19 protein-coding genes, 1 tRNA gene and 1 pseudogene are annotated in these 20,600 nt (G+C 42.7%); 9 read left to right on the top strand and 12 right to left on the bottom strand.

Annotated elements, in window-relative coordinates:
- Positions 1–297: 297 nt before the first annotated feature.
- The 4 genes from RMX69_RS19940 to RMX69_RS19925 form a co-directional block, all read right to left on the bottom strand.
- Positions 298–369, bottom strand: a tRNA-Lys gene (locus RMX69_RS19940).
- Positions 370–430: 61 nt separating this feature from the next.
- Positions 431–1,300 (bottom strand): aldose epimerase, encoded by an 870-nt coding sequence (locus RMX69_RS19935; RefSeq protein WP_322638481.1) that lies wholly within the window; start codon positions 1,298–1,300, stop codon positions 431–433.
- An 88-nt stretch (positions 1,301–1,388) separates the two neighbouring features.
- Positions 1,389–2,423 (bottom strand): pyruvate dehydrogenase (acetyl-transferring) E1 component subunit alpha, encoded by a 1,035-nt coding sequence (gene pdhA, locus RMX69_RS19930; protein ID WP_069072716.1) that lies wholly within the window; start codon positions 2,421–2,423, stop codon positions 1,389–1,391.
- A 172-nt stretch (positions 2,424–2,595) separates the two neighbouring features.
- On the bottom strand, positions 2,596–2,745 hold the full coding sequence (locus RMX69_RS19925; RefSeq protein WP_322638480.1) for a hypothetical protein: 150 nt from the start codon (positions 2,743–2,745) through the stop codon (positions 2,596–2,598).
- A gap of 657 nt (positions 2,746–3,402) precedes the next feature.
- Between RMX69_RS19925 and RMX69_RS19920 the strand changes: the two genes are divergently transcribed.
- Positions 3,403–5,694, top strand: a complete 2,292-nt coding sequence (locus RMX69_RS19920) for an IMS domain-containing protein (protein WP_322638479.1) — start codon at positions 3,403–3,405, stop codon at positions 5,692–5,694.
- 10 nt (positions 5,695–5,704) lie between these two features.
- Here RMX69_RS19920 and dhaL read toward each other — a convergent pair whose 3' ends face one another.
- The 3 genes from dhaL to RMX69_RS19905 form a co-directional block, all read right to left on the bottom strand.
- Positions 5,705–6,334 carry a dihydroxyacetone kinase subunit DhaL gene (dhaL, locus tag RMX69_RS19915; RefSeq protein WP_322638478.1) on the bottom strand — a complete coding sequence of 210 codons (630 nt, stop codon included), beginning with the start codon at positions 6,332–6,334 and terminating at the stop codon, positions 5,705–5,707.
- A 120-nt stretch (positions 6,335–6,454) separates the two neighbouring features.
- Positions 6,455–7,531, bottom strand: coding sequence for a dihydroxyacetone kinase subunit DhaK (gene dhaK / locus RMX69_RS19910; RefSeq protein WP_322638477.1), 1,077 nt, complete (start codon positions 7,529–7,531; stop codon positions 6,455–6,457).
- Positions 7,532–7,828: 297 nt separating this feature from the next.
- On the bottom strand, positions 7,829–8,704 hold the full coding sequence (locus tag RMX69_RS19905) for an MBL fold metallo-hydrolase (RefSeq protein WP_322638476.1): 876 nt from the start codon (positions 8,702–8,704) through the stop codon (positions 7,829–7,831).
- Positions 8,705–8,895: 191 nt separating this feature from the next.
- On the opposite strand from RMX69_RS19905, the pseudogene RMX69_RS19900 reads away from it, so the two are divergent.
- From RMX69_RS19900 to RMX69_RS19890, 3 genes and pseudogenes are all read left to right on the top strand, one after another.
- A pseudogene (locus RMX69_RS19900) lies at positions 8,896–9,225 on the top strand (4-Cys prefix domain-containing protein); the annotation flags it as partial.
- The gene (locus tag RMX69_RS19895; RefSeq protein ID WP_322638488.1) at positions 9,205–9,459 is read left to right on the top strand and encodes a GUN4 domain-containing protein; all 255 of its coding nucleotides are present in this window, start codon (positions 9,205–9,207) and stop codon (positions 9,457–9,459) included. The pseudogene RMX69_RS19900 and the gene RMX69_RS19895, both read left to right, overlap by 21 nt.
- 20 nt (positions 9,460–9,479) lie before the next feature.
- Positions 9,480–9,665 carry a 2-oxoisovalerate dehydrogenase E1 subunit beta gene (locus RMX69_RS19890; protein ID WP_289799507.1) on the top strand — a complete coding sequence of 62 codons (186 nt, stop codon included), beginning with the start codon at positions 9,480–9,482 and terminating at the stop codon, positions 9,663–9,665.
- 69 nt (positions 9,666–9,734) lie between these two features.
- Here RMX69_RS19890 and RMX69_RS19885 read toward each other — a convergent pair whose 3' ends face one another.
- The 4 genes from RMX69_RS19885 to RMX69_RS19870 all read right to left on the bottom strand — a co-directional run bounded on the left by RMX69_RS19885 (position 9,735) and on the right by RMX69_RS19870 (position 12,504).
- Entirely contained in the window at positions 9,735–9,953 is a 219-nt protein-coding gene (locus RMX69_RS19885) for a type II toxin-antitoxin system HicA family toxin (RefSeq protein WP_289799506.1), read from the bottom strand.
- Positions 9,953–10,195, bottom strand: coding sequence for a type II toxin-antitoxin system HicB family antitoxin (locus RMX69_RS19880; RefSeq protein ID WP_322638475.1), 243 nt, complete (start codon positions 10,193–10,195; stop codon positions 9,953–9,955). The genes RMX69_RS19885 and RMX69_RS19880 overlap by 1 nt, the downstream gene beginning before the upstream one ends.
- 186 nt (positions 10,196–10,381) lie before the next feature.
- Positions 10,382–11,335, bottom strand: a complete 954-nt coding sequence (locus RMX69_RS19875) for a heme o synthase (RefSeq protein ID WP_289799504.1) — start codon at positions 11,333–11,335, stop codon at positions 10,382–10,384.
- Positions 11,336–11,562: 227 nt separating this feature from the next.
- Positions 11,563–12,504 carry a COX15/CtaA family protein gene (locus RMX69_RS19870; RefSeq protein WP_069071819.1) on the bottom strand — a complete coding sequence of 314 codons (942 nt, stop codon included), beginning with the start codon at positions 12,502–12,504 and terminating at the stop codon, positions 11,563–11,565.
- Between the two features lie 404 nt (positions 12,505–12,908).
- Between RMX69_RS19870 and RMX69_RS19865 the strand changes: the two genes are divergently transcribed.
- The 5 genes from RMX69_RS19865 to RMX69_RS19845 all read left to right on the top strand — a co-directional run bounded on the left by RMX69_RS19865 (position 12,909) and on the right by RMX69_RS19845 (position 19,881).
- Complete coding sequence (locus RMX69_RS19865) at positions 12,909–13,991, top strand: cytochrome c oxidase subunit II (RefSeq protein WP_322638474.1); 1,083 nt, start codon at positions 12,909–12,911, stop codon at positions 13,989–13,991.
- A 67-nt stretch (positions 13,992–14,058) separates the two neighbouring features.
- Positions 14,059–15,795 carry a cytochrome c oxidase subunit I gene (gene ctaD / locus RMX69_RS19860; protein WP_322638487.1) on the top strand — a complete coding sequence of 579 codons (1,737 nt, stop codon included), beginning with the start codon at positions 14,059–14,061 and terminating at the stop codon, positions 15,793–15,795.
- A 126-nt stretch (positions 15,796–15,921) separates the two neighbouring features.
- Positions 15,922–16,548, top strand: coding sequence for a cytochrome c oxidase subunit 3 (locus RMX69_RS19855; protein WP_289799502.1), 627 nt, complete (start codon positions 15,922–15,924; stop codon positions 16,546–16,548).
- 829 nt (positions 16,549–17,377) lie between these two features.
- Positions 17,378–18,631, top strand: a complete 1,254-nt coding sequence (locus RMX69_RS19850; protein ID WP_289799501.1) for a serine/threonine-protein kinase — start codon at positions 17,378–17,380, stop codon at positions 18,629–18,631.
- Positions 18,632–18,792: 161 nt separating this feature from the next.
- Complete coding sequence (locus RMX69_RS19845; protein ID WP_322638473.1) at positions 18,793–19,881, top strand: PstS family phosphate ABC transporter substrate-binding protein; 1,089 nt, start codon at positions 18,793–18,795, stop codon at positions 19,879–19,881.
- Between the two features lie 98 nt (positions 19,882–19,979).
- On the opposite strand, the gene RMX69_RS19840 is transcribed toward RMX69_RS19845, so the two are convergent.
- A complete protein-coding gene (locus tag RMX69_RS19840; protein ID WP_322638472.1) occupies positions 19,980–20,600 on the bottom strand; it encodes a Uma2 family endonuclease in 621 nt (206 codons plus the stop codon).

The raw sequence follows: 20,600 nt of genomic DNA, 5'->3' as shown, positions 1-20,600 counted from the left end.
AGCTAGTCGGTGTGAGAGAAGCGTAATCATTACGCTAAATCTTAAGAGTTTTTTCAACTTATAGGAAATTATAACTAGTGTGGTGTATCTATGTTGAAAAACTTTACGCCATAGTTACTATAAATATGTTCTATATTTGCTCTCTACTGTTGTACTATGCCCTACACCTGCTCTGTATTGCTGTACATTTAGCTACCCTAGAATTAGTAGCTCTGGTAGCCCAGTATCCCAAATTTTCCTTCCTGCAATTACAAAGATGAGCGATCGCTTCTTTACATTATTTAATAAACTTCTATATGGGTCGCCCGGGATTCGAACCCGGAACTAATCGGTTAAAAGCCGAGTACTCTACCGTTGAGTTAGCGACCCTTTTGCTGCATTTCGCAACTTTGCAATCATAGCATATACATCTGTAGATTTGTAAAGGGGTTTAGAAAAAATTAGCCGTCAACCTTACAGATGCGGTGTGGCTAGCTCCTGGCGCTAACACAGTCAGGTTATCACCAGTATTGAGAGAGTTACGAGTCGCACTCCAAGGTTCTAGACAGTAGAACTCTTTGCCTTTGACTGTCCAAAATACCAGGTAGGTAGAGAAATCATCATAATCCAAGGTGAGTTTTAACTTCCGGCTGCGATCTATCGCGGTGGCTGATTGACTCGTTAGCTGTCCAAAGGCAAAATCAATTTCATCACGGCTAAAGTCAAAATTGCCGTCAAAAGAGTGAATTTCCTTAGTTTGATTATCTTGATACTGCTTAGAGGGAATTTCAACCTCTAGCTGAGTTTTATCACCACACAGAAAGTAAGGATGGAAACCAGCCGAAAAGGGCATTGGTGTAGATGACAAGTTTTTATACTGCTGACGGACTTCTAGGGTATTACCTTGAAGTTCGTAGGTGAAAGCTAGTTGAAAATCAAAAGGATAAACTGCCTTAGTTTGCTCATTACTATCAAGGACAACAGTGAGACTAGCTTTATCTCCAGTTTCTTGTTCTGTTGCTGACCACGGCAATTCACGAGCAAAACCGTGTTGCTTGAGAGTATATTTTTGACCGTTATGAGTGTAAGTATTATCTGGTAGATTGCCACAAATAGGAAACAAAATTGGATTTCCACCTCTGACGCTCAACTCAGGATGAGTAAAGCGTTCAGTATCCAGGTAGAAAATTTCTTGCCCTTGAATGCGCCAACGGGTGATGATACCGCCGCGTTCGGGTACGACTTCCAATTGAGAACCAGCGGCTTCGTCAGAAAGAATATAGGTCTTGTATTGTTGCTTTTGAACTGCAATGCTAAACACAAATTTTAGTCCTGGGTATAGGGATAGTTAGGAGTTGTGAGTTAGGAGTTAAAAATTCATAACTTCTAACTCCTCACTCCTAACTTTGTTATTCGTCTTCTGCAAACACGAAACGATATAACTCGCTGGGGTCTGGTTCTGGGCTGCTTTCGGCGAATTTAACTGCCTCGTCGATTACATCCTGAATTTTACGATCAATTGCTTTGATTTCTCCCTCATCGGCCAGATTTTGCTCAACCAAATAAGCTGCCAACTTCTTAATTGGGTCGCGGGCGAACCAAAATTCTTTCTCCGCTTTGCTTCGCATTTCATCTGGGTCTGCCAAGGAGTGACCCCGGAAGCGGTAGGTAAGCGCTTCAATTAATGTTGGGCCTTCACCGGCACGGGCACGGGCTACAGCTTCTTGAGCCACGGCTCGAACTGCTAGTACATCCATGCCATCGACTTCCACGCCCACCATGTTAAAGACACTGGCTTTTTTATAAATCTCTGGTTGGGAAGTGGCTCGTTCGTGAGACATCCCAATGGCCCACTTATTATTTTCGACCACAAACAGAATTGGCAGTTTCCAGAGGGCTGCCATATTTAGTGTCTCGAAAAACTGACCGTTGTTAGCTGCACCGTCGCCAAAAAAGCAAGCTGTCACTTGGTCAGCATTTTTATCTCCCAGCACTTCGCGGCGGTATTTGCTTTGAAAAGCCGCTCCAGCTGCTACAGGAATTCCCTCAGCCACAAAAGCATAGCCACCCAACAAGCGATGTTCGGCAGAAAACATGTGCATGGAACCACCGCGCCCTTTGCTGCAACCTGTGGCTTTGCCAAATAATTCTGCCATTACCTCCCTTGCTGGTACTCCCGCACTCAGAGCATGAACGTGGTCGCGGTAAGTACTGCAAACGTAATCTTCACCCGGTCGCATTGACTGCACAACACCACTACAAACGGCTTCTTGACCGTTGTACAAATGGACAAAACCAAACATTTTGCCTCTGTAGTACATTTCAGCGCACTTGTCTTCAAACAAGCGCCCTAATACCATGTCCTCATACAACCTTAATCCTTCTTCTTTTGTAATATGCGTAGTAGCAGGATTAAATGTGGGTAAAGTACGCTCTTGAACCATTATTTTTGAGTATCCCTGTTGTACAACTTAAACTTACGGTCTTAAATAAGTTGGTCTGATAACACCTCAGCTTTTAACAGGCTAGCGTTTGTAAGACTCAACAAACTTTATTTATGCACCAAAAAAGGGTCTTAGGGAATAGCTGAATTTTTAATTTTTGATTTTTAACTTTTCAGCTGATGCCCCGTGAGGATTTGACTCTAACGGCAATATTTACCGCTTTGGGTTTTTCTCTCTCACCAAAATAGTGCTGAGTACCGTTAGCGGAAGCGGGGCGTTCAGCCCGTGCTGAGTAAAAAGTAAAATTAGACCGATTAGGCATCAAATCAGTTACGAGTAGTGAGTACTTAGGAAAAGATTCACAAGTACTACGTCTTACTCATTACTTCTTACTCAGAACTCAGCACAGGCTAAACCTTAGCTATCCGCTAACAAAACTCAGCACTCTTAAATATTCCCCTTCATAGACTAGCAATCAAGATAGACTGCTTTCTGCATATCCATTAACAATTTAAAAAAAAGGAGGCAAAAATCTATAATACCCAAATAGGTAATTGTAATTAAAGGTAAAATATGATATAGTTTCATTCTCTTGTTATCAGGGTAAATCCCCAATAGTGGTATTTTTGTTACCGATATAGTGGAAAAGTCCCAAAAAAATCAATCATCAATAGATTCTTCCAGCCACAACAATAATTATGCCGTGATTAAAAGCGGTAGTTGTGGTTTGTGGTATCGAAGGCTGATAATAGTTGTGTTAAACAAAAATACTAAGAATTAAAACAAGCAATTGAGGCTTTCTAGGCGAAAGCAAAAAATTAGTACTAGAATGTGACTCAAAATTTCGGGAAGGTACAAAACAAGTTGTTGCAATATACACTTGTAGAGTAAATTCTATACGGCATTTTTATGGCACGGTTTTACAGGCCTGGAAAGCTCTAGGTGAATTATGTTGATCACGGTGCAGGGGAAGTAGGCTGTGCGAATTCCGCTAGATTACTACCGAATTTTAGGACTACCGTTAGCGGCAAGTGAAGAACAATTGCGACAAGCATACAGCGATCGCATTGTACAATTGCCGCGACGTGAGTATTCTCAGGCAGCAATTTCTTCTCGTAAACAACTCATAGAAGAAGCTTACGTGGTTTTATCAGATCCAAAACAACGCAGTACCTACGATCAGCTTTATCTTGCTCACGCCTATGACCCTGATAACCTTGCTGCTGCCGCAGTAGCACTGGAAAATCGTCCAGAAAGCACCAAACGGGGTAGTGACACCCAAAGTCTGGGTATCGAAATTACTCAAGACGAGTTGGTTGGCGCTTTATTACTTTTGCAAGAGTTGGGGGAATACGAACTTGTATTAAAACTAGGCCGCCCGTACCTGGTAAATAAAAATAGTGCTACAAGTGCAAGAAAGGGCAATAATTTAGCAGATGAAGAAATACACGAAAGTGCTGAACATCCTGATGTTGTTCTCACTGTCGCCCTTGCTTGTTTAGAATTAGGTCGCGAACAGTGGCAGCAAGGTCACTATGAAAATGCCGCTATATCCCTAGAAACTGGTCAAGAACTGTTAGTACGCGAAGGGTTGTTCGCCAGTGTCCAGGCAGAAATTCAGGCGGATCTTTATAAATTGCGACCATATCGAATTTTGGAGTTGTTGGCACTGCCTCAAGAGAAAACTGCCGAACGAAGCCAAGGTTTAGAATTATTACAAAACCTCTTAGAAGATCGTGGCGGGATTGATGGCACGAATAATGATGACTCTGGTTTAAACATAGATGACTTTCTGCGGTTTATCCAGCAGTTACGCAACCACTTAACAGTTGCCGAGCAGCACAAGTTATTTGAAGCCCAAAGTAAACGCAATTCTGCTGTTGCCACTTACTTAGCTGTTTATGCCTTGATAGCACGGGGATTTGCTCAACGGCAACCGGCTTTAATTCGTCAAGCAAGGCAAATGCTCATACGTCTGGGCAAGCGCCAAGATGTACATTTAGAACAGTCGTTATGTGCGTTACTCTTGGGACAAACTGAAGAAGCAACTCGTGTTTTAGAACTTAGTCAGGAGTATGAAGCTTTAGCTTTTATTCGCGAAAAATCTCAAGACTCTCCAGATTTATTACCAGGGCTGTGTCTATATGCAGAACAGTGGTTACAACACGAAGTATTTCCCCATTTTCGAGATTTAGCAAACCAGCAAGCGTTTCTAAAAGATTACTTTGCTAACCCACAGGTACAAGCTTATTTAGAAGCACTGCCAACGGATGCAGAAACAACTAATGAGTGGGCTGTAATTAACCCCCAAAATTTTCCCCAGCCACAGACAAATAATTCGCCTTTCCCTAAAAATTCAACTAGGACTCCAAAGCAATTTAACCACAGCAGAACACCTGACCTAGATTTACCAGAAACACCAGAACATTTAAACTTCTCACCACCGATGTGGAATTCATCTGGAAGTGTAAAATCAGAGGTTCCTGCTGCTGAACGAACGAGCAGAGGCACAAAGGAGCATTTGAACGGTTCAGCTAAAAGTGCTACACCTGCTCATAACCAAAAGCGTCGGCGGAGAAAGCCTACTCCATCTAATATCAGGGAGCGTGTACCCGATAATCGTCCTTATTCTCGGCGTCCTCGGCGGCGGCGAACTTTTGCTAACACCATCGAAGGAAAAACACGGCTGGTATGGAGAGTGTTTATTTCTTTAGTGAGTATTTTAGTTTTCTGGGTGTTAGCCACAACAACTTTTGGATGGTTAAAAAATCTGTTTTTTCCGACACGATCTGTACCTCCTTCACAGTTGTTTGTACAAATAAATCAACCACCAATATCTATTCCCCCTCCAAATAGTCCACCAGAAGGATTAGATGGCCCTTTAACAAATGCAGCGGCAGAGGAAATCATTCGCACTTGGCTATCTACTAAAGCCGAAGCTTTAGGGCCGAATCATGAGATTGATAACTTAGAGCAGATTTTAACTGGTTCAGCTTTGTCTCAATGGCGGGCGATCGCTCAACAAGCTAGGTCTGACAACCGCTACCGCAAGTACGACCATAGCGTAAAGGTGGAATCTGTAGAAAAAATTGATTTATTCGCAGATCGTGCCGCAGTGGTAGCTACGGTGAAGGAAGCGACGCAGTTATATGAAAATGGTCAGTTTAAAAACTCTTCTAACGATAATTTGCGAGTTCGGTATGATTTGATTCGAGAACGAAGTAAATGGCGTATTCAAAGTACATCTGTTGTGAATCAGATAATTAGATAAGTTGTAATGTTTAGGTTTCCAATACCCCTAACAAACTTTTCAACATCAAATAAGCAGAAGTCCCTCCTGGGTCTGGATGTCCGATACTCCGTTCCCCCAGGTAGCTAGCCCGTCCCTTTTTCGCTTGCATTGGTATAGTTGCCTGCAACCCTTTTTGAGCTGCTACTACAGCCTGTTGCATAGCTTCCAGCGTTCCCTTACTTTCTTCTACAGCTTGCCCAAAAGCGGCTACAGATGGAGACAGCACATCCACCATTGTTTTGTCTCCTAGTTGCGCTTTGCCACGTTGCACCACGCCGTCTAAGCCTGCTTGGAGTATTTCTAAAACATCTTGTTCTGTTAATTCTTGCTTACCAACTACTGCTGTACTGGCTCGTAAAAACCAGGTGCCATAAAGAGGACCACTAGCACCGCCAATAGAAGAAATTAAGGTCATACTCACAGCTTTAAGAATGCTGCTGATGTCCTTGTCTGTAAGAGTTGGTAACTGAGCGCTTACCTTTTTAAAGCCGCGATCCATATTGATCCCGTGGTCAGCATCTCCGATCGCAGCATCTAATTCTGTCAAATATGCTTTATTCTGCTCTATCTCGATTGCATAAGCCTGCAACCATTGCAATATCTGCGCTTGATTCACCATATTAAAATAATTCGTAATACTTCTTTCTCTACGAGAGGCTGCGCCCGAAGCGTAGCTATGCCGCAGGCTTTACGGCTACGCGGTAGTTGAGCGAAGTCGAAACTCAGTACAAGTTCGTAATTATGAAATTCCCCAGCGCCAACTTGGTGTTTTGACTGGTGCATCCCATAGGCGGATCATCTCATCATCTAATTTCAGCAGGGTAATGGAGCAACCTTGCATTTCTAGAGATGTGATGTAAGGGCCTATCAAGTTTCGCACAATTTGCAATCCTTGCTGTTCGCAGATTTGAGCGAGTTTGCGGTAAACAATATACAGTTCAGAAATCGGGGTTCCACCCATACTATTGACGAAAGCTAATAAGCGATCGCCTTTTGCAAATGGTAGATTTGTTAGTTCTACATCTAACCATTCTCCTTTGTCTTCATCCCACTCGCGCAGTGTGCGGCTGTATGCTGCATCTTCAATGAGCGATCGCGTTAAAATTTCGGTAATCTCATCTACTGATTTAATAGTTGTACGTTCTGTCCCTGGCTCACCGTGAATACCGATACCTAATTCAATTTCGCGATCGCTTAATTCAAATGTCGGCGTTCCATTGGCGGGAACTGTACAAGATGTTAGAGCAATTCCCATACTCCGCCCATTCAGGTTTACTCGGCGACATAAATTTGCTATTTGTGGCAAATCATACCCAGCCTCAGCCGCCGCGCCACAAATTTTTTCTGCTAGTATTGTTGTTCCTACACCCCGACGTCCTTGGGTATAGAGACTATCTTTCACTGCTACATCGTCATCAATCAAAATATTTAGCGATCGAATGCCCTCGCTACGGGCTAACTCCGTTGCCATTTCAAAGTTCATCACATCGCCACTATAATTTTTGACGATGTAAAGGATACCAGAGCCTCCATCTACTCGTTTGGCTGCTTCTAGCATTTGGTCAGGAGTTGGTGAAGTGAAAACCTCGCCAGGACAAGCTGCATCAAGCATTCCTTTGCCCACGAAGCCAGCGTGCATTGGTTCATGTCCACTGCCACCACCTGAAATAATTGCTACTTTACCCTGTATAGGTGCATCGGCTCGATAGACAAAAGCAGGGTCATGGTTCAGTTTAATTAAATCGGAATGAGCCGCCGCCATACCTTCTAGACTTTCCCGCACAAAGTCTTCCGGCTTGTTGATCAGCTTTTTCATAATCCGTGTTTGGTTAAAAGGGTGCTAAAACCCAGGTTATAGCGCTTCAGGTTTGTATGCAATACAGTCTGACCTCTCTCTAATTAAAAGCTACCGTGTACACACAAGCCCACAGCCATATCTTTATTAATAAATCTCTCACTGCGTTTCTATCCCGCCTCGGAATGAATTCCGAGTCTAATAGCTGAAGTCCACTTAAGTGGACTAAATAATCAATTCAGTCCACTTGAGTGGACTTTCGCTATCAGCCCTGAACTTCAGTTCTGGGCGGGATGTCGGTCAGTGTGACAGTTTCACTCAATTCAAAGATTCCATTAACTCAATACACTTGTGCATCTGCTGGTGCATGGTTTCCCTATCAGCATGAAACCTTCGCCCGTGACCTGGTAGCACCCATTCAAAAGAGTAATTAGCCAAGTTACGCATTGATTTAGTCTGTTCTGACCAAGAATACCAGCAGGCATTGTGGAATGCAGCTAGTTGGTGGAAGCTTTCTGACCAAGCGAGATGATCGCCAGTGAAGAGAAACTTATTTTTATAAAGTAGGACTGTTTGTCCTTTAGTGTGACCGGGAACTGGAATAATTAATAAATCTGGAGTCAAGGTAAATGGTTCAGAACCAGTTAGCTGTATTTCTACATTGCGAGTATCCGCAGTAATATCATCAACGTGGAGGATGCGATCGCACTGAAAATGCTCGACAAACTTTTGATGATCTGCCACATCATCCTTATGAGTTAAATACATATAACGAATTGGCCCCAGTTCTTCTAAACGCTTGACTAAAGGCGGCGTAAACCGGGGAGAATCCACCAAAATGTTACCTTCTGGAAGTCGAATTAAATAGCTAGCAGCACCGTAAGATTTTTCAGAATGATAGCCGCAGTGGTAAATATTTTCTGTTACTAATATTGGAAAACTTTGTTGAGCAGCTTTGATATCTTTTGGTTTCTCAACAGTGCCAATGGAACTAGTAGGACAAGCTAAAAGTGCTTGCAGTGCGGTTAATCTTTCAGCCTCATTCGTTGGTTGATGATAAACAGCCGATTGATCGTCAACATCATAAAATACTTCAGGAGCCATCCAGCGACAGGTATCACAATCAATACAGGTAGTATCTACATAAAAATCGCCGTTGACATTTTGGGGACGACGCTGATTTAAATGAGCCATATTAATCCTTTTGCTTTCAGCCACTTACTGGGGGATCGATAAACCTTATATCACTACGCTAGCAAAAGTAACTTGAGACTGTAGCCGCCACTAGAAGTAAATCCGCTCAAAAATATCAAGACTCGTGAAACCCAGTAAGCATAAATTGGGAAAACTGAACATAGACACTATCTGCTGATATATTCCCAAATATGCTTTACTGTTCTAATTCTAGTTGTGCAAATCCTTTTAATCCTGATAACAATAAGTTTTGTATTAAGTGTGGAAAAATACTCACACCATTATTTAGAAACCGTTTTCGGGTAATACGACTTTTGGGTGAGGGTGGATTTAGCAGAACTTATGAAGCTAGGGATGTAGATAAGATAGACGAACCTTGCGTAATTAAGCAATTTGTCCCTCAATTAGAAGGAACGGCTGCACTTGAAAAAGCTACGGAGTTATTTAAGCAAGAAGCGAAGCGTCTGTATGATTTGGGAGAACACCCGCAAATTCCCCGCCTGATTGCTTATTTTGAACAGCAAATATGGGACAGCGTTGGGGGAAAACCTGACTTAGATTTGGAAACCTGGAAATATTTCGGTGAGTCTCTAGGATGGCGGATTAAAAATAATTGGAAACCTTATGAATTTCTATCATTTACATTAGCTGCTCCGGTAGGACAACTACCCAGAGCAGTATGGAGTATGAGATTAGATGGAAGAAGAAAAAGACTCTCTGCCCTTACATCAAGGCTTGTAAATTATAAAATTTAGTAGTTAAGGAAAGATTAGCTATGACTGAAATTGTGTTTATCGTTGAAGATGATCCAGATGGTGGTTATACAGCTAGAGCTTTAACCGAGTCAATTTTTACTCAGGCTGACGATATAAAAACACTAAAAGGAATGATCCGTAATGCAGTTCACTGCCATTTTCCTAATGAAGAAAATCGTCCGCGAATAATCTTACTGAAATCATAAGGTATTAAAAATTTTCACTTTTGAATTAGAAGTTTTAGAAATGAGATCGCTTTTGTAAGTTTACAACAGTTATAACGCCTCCCATTCATCTCTGCTTATATTAGCTTGACGTAATATTTTATTTAGTAAGCTTGAACTGATGTCTCCCTGATGCGGATTGGGAATTGTTAATTTTGATTCACCTTTCACCATGTATTGATGCTTACCACCTGGGTAAGGCCCATCAAAACCTGCATCTTTCAAATAACGAATCAGATCCCGCCGATTAATCGATCCAAAGGGTGGCATTAGGCAACCTCTTTGGTGAAATTCAGGTCAACACCATCGAGTATAGGTAGAGTATGACCCAAACGCAATCCTAAAATAATCCATCCTTCAAGAGCATCTTGCAAATCCTCCCGGCAAGCCTCTAGTGTTGCAGCATTTGCCCACACTCCCTGACATTCTGGAATTTCGCCATAGAAAGTTCCATCCTCAAGCAACTCGTAGGTTGCTTTGTGCATTCCTGTATGAATGTAATTTGTCAACATTTAGATTTTTTACAAGTTCATTGAGCTTTTTAATCAATTTGATTATGAGTGAAATTATACTCGCGTAGGCGTAGCCCATCGTAGAAATCGCAAATCCGCCAAACTCTAATTATTATGTATATTTTTTAATTTCCAAAAATGCGATCGCGTCCCTTTACCAAACGCGATCGCTAAATTTTCCATCCCCTAAGCTATAAAATGCAACTGATTGATCGCTGCATTAATTAGATTATGGGTAACGGGAAGACTATCAACTACCATCCCCAGACACAACAGCATCATGTAGGAGATGGAATAGAGAAACAACTCTCTAGCGACAGTGCGATCCTCTGGATTTTGCAACAGCCGCCAAGATTTGTGGATAAATAATCCTCCCAGACTTAGAGCGATCGCAGCATAAAGAATTCCACTTGCACCCAAAGGATAAACCAATAACACAGTTGCAAATACTGTCACCAGCGTATAGTACCAAATCTGCTTCACGGTTGCCGTATCACCTTCGATCACAGGTAGCATTGGTATCCCAACCTTTGCGTAATCGTCCCGAATCATTAGAGCTAAAGCCCAGAAATGGGGCGGTGTCCACAAAAAGACGATGGCAAAAATTAACCATGCTGACCAGCTTAATGTACCCGTGACGGCAGCCCAACCCACTAACGCCGGAATTGCCCCAGCCGCTCCACCAACAACGATATTCTGGGTGGTGTGGCGTTTCAGCCAGTGGGTATAGACCAAAATGTAAAAGACGATGCCAGAGAAGGCTAGCAGGGCGGCTAACAGGTTGGCAAATACTGCTAGGAGTGTAAAGGAAATCGTCGCCAGCGCGATCGCAAAAATTAGAGCATCGCGTGGCTGCACCTTACCCGAAGGTATCGGACGATGGCGCGTCCGCTCCATGTCATAATCAATATCCCGGTCATAGACACAGTTAATCGTCTGGGCGCTTGCAGCAGCCAAAGTGCCACCAGTGAGAGTTACTAGCAACAGCAATGGGTCTACTTCTCCCTTAGCAGCAATCCACATACTCCCAGCCGTGGTAATCAAAAGCAACGGAATAATCCGAGGCTTCGTTAGCTGGTAGTAGCTTTGAACTACCTGTAAAAATGTTTCGTGGTGGCGAGAGACATTAGTCTCGATCATTTTGGCTCTGGTTCCTTATTTTTCAACAACTTATATGCAGCCCCCGCTCAAGCTGGCTCTTTCAGGCAAATGAAAACACAGATTTTCTGCACCTGCGTGGGTCGCAATACTCGCCGTTGCGGCCATAATTTAGTGCTCAGTTAGGAGTTAGAGACACGATTAATCGCGTCTGTACAAGAGTTAGGAATTCTTGCTTCCACTACTCCCTTTGTTCTCTGACTCCATACTCAGCACTCATTGCTCAAGACTGTGATCTCGCGGCTAGTAGCCCAGTCACGCAATGCGAGAACTGTGAAAGCCACCAAAGTACCCAGCAAAGCTGCTCCTATCGCTTGGTGAGAGACTGTGAGAGGTTCGACTTGGAGATGTAATTTGAAGGTGGCAAATCCCAACAAGATTTGTAACGTCAACAACCCACCAGCCATATTTGCCAGTCGCCGCAAGGCTGGATGTAGTGCTGGTGTCCGCCAACAGATAAATACCATTGCCAAGGTTGCCACTGTTGGCGGCACTAAACCAGCAATATGGCTGTACATTACAGTACAAAGTTGAGAACCGCCGAGGCATTGATGTAGCGCCCAGCGAGAGCCGACCAAAGCACCTAGCAGACTTTGCAGGTAAACTAAAACAGCAGCAGTTAAACTGACCCAAGGTAACTTACCAACGGTTCCAGTCCCCTGATAGGGTGTGAGTGCTGTGCCGATAATCAAGAGGGTGCTAAAAAACAATAGCGCCGTGCCTAAATGGGCGGTAACAATATCAAACCGCAACAGTTCGGTGACGGTGAGTCCCCCCAAAACGCCTTGGAAGACGATTAGAAATAGGGCGAATGTAGATGCCCAAGGCAGCCAAGAGGGTAAGAAACGACGATGCCACCAGGACAAACCGAAGAGTGCGATCGCGCTTAAACCAATTAAAGCTGCATCCAATCTGTGAAACCACTCCAGGAATACCTGGAGATTCATCTGCTTGGCTGGCACGAGTTCGCCATAGCATAAGGGCCAGTCTGGGCAAGCAAGTCCAGCATTCATCACGCGGGTGGCACTGCCTATTGCCATCAAAATTAAGGTGGCTATGCATATTTTCCACACCAAGCGACGAATCATTTCCTTGGGCTTTTGCTGCTCAACTGCCGCTTCATTTTGTTGTTGTAGGACAAATTCGCTCATGAAGGATACCTTCTGCCCGCTCTTGGTGGATCTCTTAAAATTTTCAATTTTCTTTTAGCGTCCCATCTTCACCCTAGCGTATAGGCTAAGGGTTTATAGATTAGCACTCACTTATACTTTGAATCACTCTGGCAAGGTTTTGCCTGAAGCTTTAGGTATTTTTCAAGATGTCAAAAATTGATTAATGACAATTAATTTAAGCATTCTAAATTTTTTCTTAAATTTTTTCACTGGTTTGCATCTATTTTTGGCGTTGTATGATAGTAAACTCATACTCAAAATTACTAAAATAGCCAAAAAAATTAATAAAAATTTCAGACCTTTGTCCCCCATGTCTGACAGCCTAGACTACCTTAGTAAGTGAGTAGCTTCGAGATAACATAGTAAATTCAATTAAGTAAGCCGTGAAGATTCCAAGTTCCATCTGGACATTACTCATTGGCATCGTGCTAACGCTAGCCAGCCTTTGGTACGGTCAAAATCACGGTCTGTTGCCAGCAGCCGCCACTGATGAAGCCGTCTTGGTGGATGGTCTGTTCAACGCGATGATGATCGTTTCTACAGGGATATTTCTGCTCGTTGAAGGTATTTTAATTTACTCTGCATTTAGATATCGTCGGCGTGCAGGTGACAATGAAGACGGCCCACCAGTTGAAGGTAATATACCTTTAGAAATTCTCTGGACGGCGATCCCAGCAATTATCGTTATCGGTATTTCTGTTTACAGCTTTGATGTGTACAACGAAATCGGTGGCTTTGATCCCCATTCTATCCATGAAGCACCGATGAGTCAGGAGTCAATGGCAATGCCTGGAAGTGCGTTCGCTGCAACTTTAAGCGATACACCTCCCAGCACTGAACCGAACCTCAATCAAGAAAAATCTGATGAGGCAATGCAAGACCCAGCTACGGCAGAAGTTCGTAATGCTGACCAAATTCCCCAACTGCGGAATGCCCCAGGTGTAGGTAGTGTTGCTCCGACAATTGGCGGCACTCCTGAAAAAGCAGGTAAACCAGCTGAATTACAAGTCAACGTCACTGGTCTACAATATGCCTGGATTTTCACATATCCTGAAACTGGTATAACTACAGGTGAAATGCACGTCCCCATTGGGCGAGAAGTGCAAATCAGCATGACAGCCAACGATGTCATTCATGCCTTCTGGGTTCCAGAGTTCCGACTGAAACAAGATGCGATCCCCGGTAGGCAAAGCGAGATTCGCTTCACCCCTCAAAAAGTAGGAGATTATGTCCTAATCTGTGCTGAACTTTGTGGCCCCTACCACGGTGCAATGAGAGCGCCAGTAGTTGTTGAGCCACAAGAAGCCTTTGATAAATGGGTACAAGAACAGCTAGTTGCTAGCAAAGAAACACTAAATCAAGCGATCGCTGTTAACCCTGCCGATCTATCCCCACATGAATTTCTCGCGCCTTATACCAAGGACATGGGAATTAAACCAGAAATCCTCCATCAAGTTCACCATTAATCAATATGTTATTTAGTCAAAATCCAATGACTAATGACTAATGACTAATGACCAATGACTAATGACTATGACACAAGCTCAGTTGCAAGAAACTGCCAATATCCCTGCCCTTCTTGAGGAACCAGGGGTCAGAAAATGGCAAGACTTCTTTGGTTTTCAAACCGACCATAAGGTGATTGGGATTCAATATCTAGTCACTTCGTTTATTTTCTACTGCATTGGCGGCGTGATGGCTGATTTGGTTCGCACGGAATTGCGAACCCCAGAGGTAGATTTTGTCACCCCGGAAGTCTACAACAGTCTGTTTACACTGCACGCCACGATCATGATTTTCTTGTGGATTGTGCCAGCCGGGGCAGGGTTTGCTAACTATCTAATTCCCCTAATGATTGGGGCAAAAGATATGGCATTCCCTCGGCTGAATGCTGTTGCCTTTTGGATGATTCCCCCTGCGGGTATATTGCTAATCGCCAGTTTAGTGGTAGGCGATGCACCAGATGCCGGCTGGACTTCCTACCCTCCCCTGAGTTTGGTAACGGGACAAGTGGGCGAAGGCATTTGGATTATGAGTGTCCTGCTGCTGGGTACGTCCTCAATTTTGGGGTCGATAAATTTCCTGGTGACATTGATCAAGATGCGTATCCCCAGCATGGACATTCACAAAATGCCCTTGTTCTGCTGGGCGATGTTCGCCACTTCGTGCCTAGTTTTGGTATCAACCCCAGTCTTAGCAGCAGGTTTGATTCTGCTTGCCTTTGACTTAATTGCCGGGACAACATTCTTTAACCCAACTGGCGGGGGCGACCCAGTAGTATACCAACACATGTTCTGGTTTTACTCCCACCCAGCGGTTTATATCATGATTTTGCCCTTCTTTGGCGCAATTTCAGAAATTATCCCCATTCATTCCCGCAAGCCGATTTTTGGCTATAAAGCGATCGCTTATTCGTCTCTTGCTATTAGCTTTTTGGGGCTAATTGTTTGGGCGCACCACATGTTTACCAGCGGTATCCCCGGTTGGTTGCGGATGTTTTTTATGATCACCACCATGATCATTGCCGTACCCACAGGAATTAAAATTTTCAGCTGGTTAGCAACAATGTGGGGTGGAAAAATCCAGCTTAATAGTGCCATGTTGTTCGCCATCGGCTTTGTCGGCACTTTTGTAATCGGCGGGATTAGTGGCGTGATGTTGGCAGCAGTGCCTTTTGATATTCACGTTCACGATACTTATTTTGTGGTTGCCCACTTGCACTACGTCCTATTTGGCGGTAGCGTATTAGGAATTTTTGCAGCTATTTACCACTGGTTCCCGAAAATGACGGGACGGATGGTAAACGAATTTTGGGGTAAGGTTCACTTTGCCTTGACAATTGTCGGTCTAAACATGACCTTTTTACCCATGCACAAACTGGGTTTAATGGGCATGAATCGCCGTATTGCCCAATATGACCCCAAATTCACCACATTAAACGAAATCTGCACCTATGGTTCTTACATACTGGCAATTTCGACATTTCCCTTCATCATCAATGCGATTTGGAGTTGGTTGTACGGCGAGAAAGCTGGCAATAATCCTTGGAGGGCACTTACCTTAGAGTGGATGACTACCTCACCACCTGCGATCGAAAATTTCGATCAAACCCCAGTGCTGGCTACAGGCCCCTACGACTACGGTTTGGAACATGCTAATGAAGGTGTACCTTTATATGATCCCAATCCAATCTTATCTGGTGGGCCAAACTCAGTATTAAGAGCAGAACCCGATCCAGCGGTTGCCGCTAATCCAGAAGACCGGAAATAGTAGAGTTATGAGTTAGGAGTTATGAATGATGAGTTATGACTTTAATAAAGTTGTTAGTTCAAAATTTTGAACTCCTAACTCCTAACTTTTCACTCCCCATTCCCCATTCCCCACTTATAAAAATTCATGCAAAGTCAAACTATTGACCCAGCTAAAACGGAACTGAATCATCACCACGCAGCAGAAGCATCTGTCGGTCATCACGAAGAACATCCAGACCATCGCCTGTTTGGACTATATGTTTTCCTGATTGCTGAAGGGATGATTTTTATGGGACTGTTCGGAGCCTACTTGGCTTTCCGTGCTACCTTACCTGCATGGCCACCAGCAGGGACTCCAGAGTTAGAACTCTTATTACCTGGAGTCAACACTATCAATCTAATTTCTAGTAGTTTTGTCATGCACAATGCCGACACTGCTATTAAAAAGAATGATGCAAAGGGTGCGCAAATCTGGTTAGCAATTACCGCTGCAATGGGTGCTATTTTCTTGATAGGTCAAGTATATGAATATACCCATTTGGAATTTGGTTTGACTACCAATTTATTTGCTAGTGCATTTTACGTTTTGACTGGTTTTCACGGATTGCACGTTACCATCGGCGTTTTGGCAATTGTTGCTGTGTTGTGGCGATCGCGCACTCCGGGTCACTATAGTAACGAAAAGCACTTTGGTATTGAAGCAGCCGAAATCTACTGGCACTTCGTTGACGTGATTTGGATTATTTTGTTCGGATTACTGTATCTACTGTAAGTATTAATTAATTAGTTGTTCAATCCACGCGGACAACTTCATAAGCCCCCACTAGGGGGCTTTTTTAATTAACAGAATAAAAATATCAGTGAAAAAGATTGTAGAGACGTAGCAGTGCTACCCTTATACAATAGACTTCTTGCATAAGTCGGGAAAAGGGTAAGGGGGAAGGGGAAAAGGTTCTGTATTGTCCCCTTCCCCTTTAACCTTTACCCTTTTCCCCCTCTTGCAAAAAGCACTTTTGCAAGAGGTCTAATGGCTACAGATAACGCATATTTATCGGTTGCCTAAAAAAGTTAAATAAAAATTACAACTAATTTACTTCAAAAACCATCACTCGATATTTAACTCAAAAACTTACCCGATATTTTTTAGTTTTTTCGTCAAACTCACATTGATCTGACAACGCGATCGCAGTTAGTAACGACTAAAATCTGGTAACAAAACTGTGGCGAACACCGTAAAGGTATTTGTACCTTTAAATTTCACTGTTCAAGGTTTTGTCAGTAATCAGACTTAACAGTAAAAATAAATAACCATCCTGACTCATAAATATTAATTATTCTCTGCCCACAGTTTAAATCCTGTGGACTAGTGTTAAATTTACTTAAGTGATAATATTACAGAAGTGTTTCATAAATTAATTTTGTATTAAGATACTTATAAGAGTATTAAACAAAGCAATCAAGCAATTAAGCAACAAAGTATCCAAACATAGGTCGCGCGATGGCTAACTGCCGCAAATACCAGTATATCTAGCAGCAAGCAGTTATCCATAACCTCACTCAAGCTCTGAATGGTCAGTAAATTAAGAAGTAGTATACGCCACATGAGCCAGAACCCTCTAGTCAGAAAAACACTCCGAAGTCGCTTTGAAACTGTCAAAGTGATGGGAAGCGGAGAATCTGGTGATACTTACTTAGTAGGGGGTGCTACACGTAACAGGCATAGATACTCGCTCAACAGAAAAACACTTCGGAATCGCTTTGAGATTGTCAAACACTTAGGAAGCGGAGGTTCTGGTGATACCTACTTGGCTATTGACTTGGATTTACCAGGACAACCTCATTGTGTCGTTAAACATTTCCACCCGAAAGATTCTAACCCTGCTGTTCTACCCATCGCTAAAAAGCTATTCGATCGGGAAGCGGAAGTTTTATATCAGCTAGGCAACGACCACGATCAAATTCCGAGACTGTTTGCCCATTTTAATGAAGATGGAGATTTCTATTTAGTCCAGGAATTTATTGATGGTCATGCGTTGACTCAAGAAATTGTCCCAGGTCAGCGTCTTAAAGAGAATACAGTCTTAAATTTATTAAAAGACATCCTAGAAGTGTTAGCCTTCGTCCACCAACACGATATTATTCACCGAGATATTAAGCCTCAAAACTTAATGCGGCGGTACTCCGATCAAAAGATTGTGCTAATTGACTTTGGCAGTATTAAGAAAATTGGTGCTTTGGGAGCAGGCTTAACAATTGCTGTTGGCACTCCTGGCTATATGCCAAGCGAACAAGCTAAAGGAAAGCCAAAACTTTGCAGCGATATCTATGCAGTCGGGATGATTGGCATTCAAGCTTTAACAGGTCTAATACCTGAGCAATTACCAGAAGATCCCAGTACTGGAGAAGTTATCTGGCGCGACAAGGCAGAGGTAAGTGATGCTCTGGCAAATATTTTAGATACAATGGTTCGCGATCGCTACAACCAGCGTTATCAGTCTGCCACAGAAGCTTTACAAGCACTTAATTCTGATGTAGCGTTGTCACATTCTTCACAATCTGCTGACATCAACCACAAGGCTGATGATAGCTATTTGCTAACTTATAGAAACTTTATTTTGCTGCTGGGCATCGGTCTTGGTGCAACCACTAGTTTGATAGTAATAGTTTTAATCTACACATTTATTAATACGGGGACATCGCTGCCAAACCAACCTACTCCACTCAAGAGTTTTCTAGAAAGATTTGTTGAGTTCCCGTTAACTAATACAAGTAGTCTACTAGCTAAATCAGCACCTAACAGAAGAATCTGTCAAAGCAATTGCACCATTGCAAAAACTACCAAAGAGCAAATTTAATTTCACTACATTAGAAAAGTTAATCATCTAGCAGCAATCATCAGACTGGCTATTAACTAGCTATTACAAATTTACTGTAAATTTAAATATTTCAAGATGACTGTAGGATAAATACTTAGATATTCCTGTAAGATAAATACAATTAAAGAAAATTTAAAAATATGGACAATACAAATCAAAGAAAAGCTTTAATTAACAGCGAAATCTCTCTCTTTCTCAGAGGTTTGATTATTGGTAAAGTTCTCACACTTATGGTTATTGGCGGATTACTTTGGTGGTTATTGAAGCCAAATTTATTGTCCCGCAACAGCATTAACTCTTCCTCTAATCAAAATTTCAATCGCATCTCTAATAATGAATCCACTAATGAATCAACTTTTCAGACAGTTGCTGATGTTCCCCCTGCCTCATTCAACTACGGAGGTAGTACTGCTTGGGCATCTATTCGGCAATTAGTAGATTCTCAGATCCAGAGCGATCGCCCGGAACTACAATTACGTTATGTAAACCCTGTTAATGCTAGTCCTGGTTCTAGCTCCGGCATTCGGATGTTACTTGATGGGAAACTAGACTTTGCTCAGTCTTCCCGTCCCCTCACAGATGAAGAAAAAGCTACGGCAAAAGAGCGAGGCTTCACCCTTGAGCAACGTCAAGTGGGTATGGATGGGATAGCAGTGGTAGTCAATCCATCACTCAATGTGCCTGGTTTAACTGTTGAACAATTGCAGCAGATTTATTTAGGGAAAATTACTAATTGGAATCAAGTCGGCGGGCCAAATCTACCCATCACAGCTTTTTCTCAACGCCCAGAGGACGCAGATACAGTAATATTCCCTAACAATAGCGACTTAAAGGGGCAAGCATTTGGCTCTAATGTGCAATATGTCTACTCTGCTACAGAAGCGGTACGCCAACTCAGTAAAACCCCTGGTGGTGTGTATTACGCTTCTGCCCGTTCAGTAGTCTTTCAATGTAGCGTGAAGGCTTTACCATTGGGTAACACTTCTGGTCAGCTAATTACCCCGTATCAGGAGCCAATAGTGCCGTCTGAGCAATGTCCACGTCAGCGCAACCAGCTAAATACTCAGGCGATCAAAAATGGCAGCTATCCGATGATTGCTAATTTGTTTGTAATTATTAAGCAGAATAAAGGTTCAGAAAAGCAGATTGGAAATGCTTATGCCAATCTTTTATTAACTGACCAAGGGCAAAGAGCAATTGAGCAAGCTGGTTTTGTCGGCGTTCGCTAGTAGATTTATTTGAAGGACAATTGAGCAAGCTTTCTAGAGATACCCGACTTGTTTAAGAGGTCGGGTATCTAAAAGTATAGACTTGTGCGCGATCGCGGCTATAACTGGGAACTACCAGCTTGCAGAATCTGTTGAGCAATCAGGTTTAGTTCGGGAAAAATAGGTGATACGATGCGGTCATCGCCTCTAAATTGAGTAACTCGGTATTCACCGTCAACTAATTGGTAGATAGAGATAGTAGGTTGTTTAGGATTACCGATAAACTTTTTACCACCGATAGCTAAATAATCAACAATCCAATATTCTTTTATCCCTATTTGTTCATATTCACCTAGCTTTTTATAATAATCATCCCGCCAGTTAGTACTAATAACTTCAATCACTAAAGGGATAGAATCGGCAAACTCAACCGTAGAATATTTCTGCCAAAGTGGCTCTAATTTTAAAGCAGGACGGTTGAGTAATAGCAAGTCTGGAGAATAGCAGGACTGACTAATAGCAGATTTAACTAATGCTGTTTTTGGGATGAAATAAGGTAGACCATTGCGAACGTACTCAACGGCAATTTTTTCAACCAAAAACCCGACAATATCTTCATGATCTCCTGCTGGTTGTGCCATTTCAAGAATCACGCCATCATGTAATTCATACCTTCCACCTTCAGGACGCCAGGCTGCAAAATCTTCAAAGGTTACTAATTTGGGTATAGCTTGAGTCAT

Source organism: Nostoc sp. EspVER01 (genome assembly GCF_034530635.1).
Lineage (GTDB): Bacteria > Cyanobacteriota > Cyanobacteriia > Cyanobacteriales > Nostocaceae > Nostoc.
Note: the sequence above shows the minus strand (reverse complement) of the source record. Positions and strands in the feature narration are given on the sequence as shown.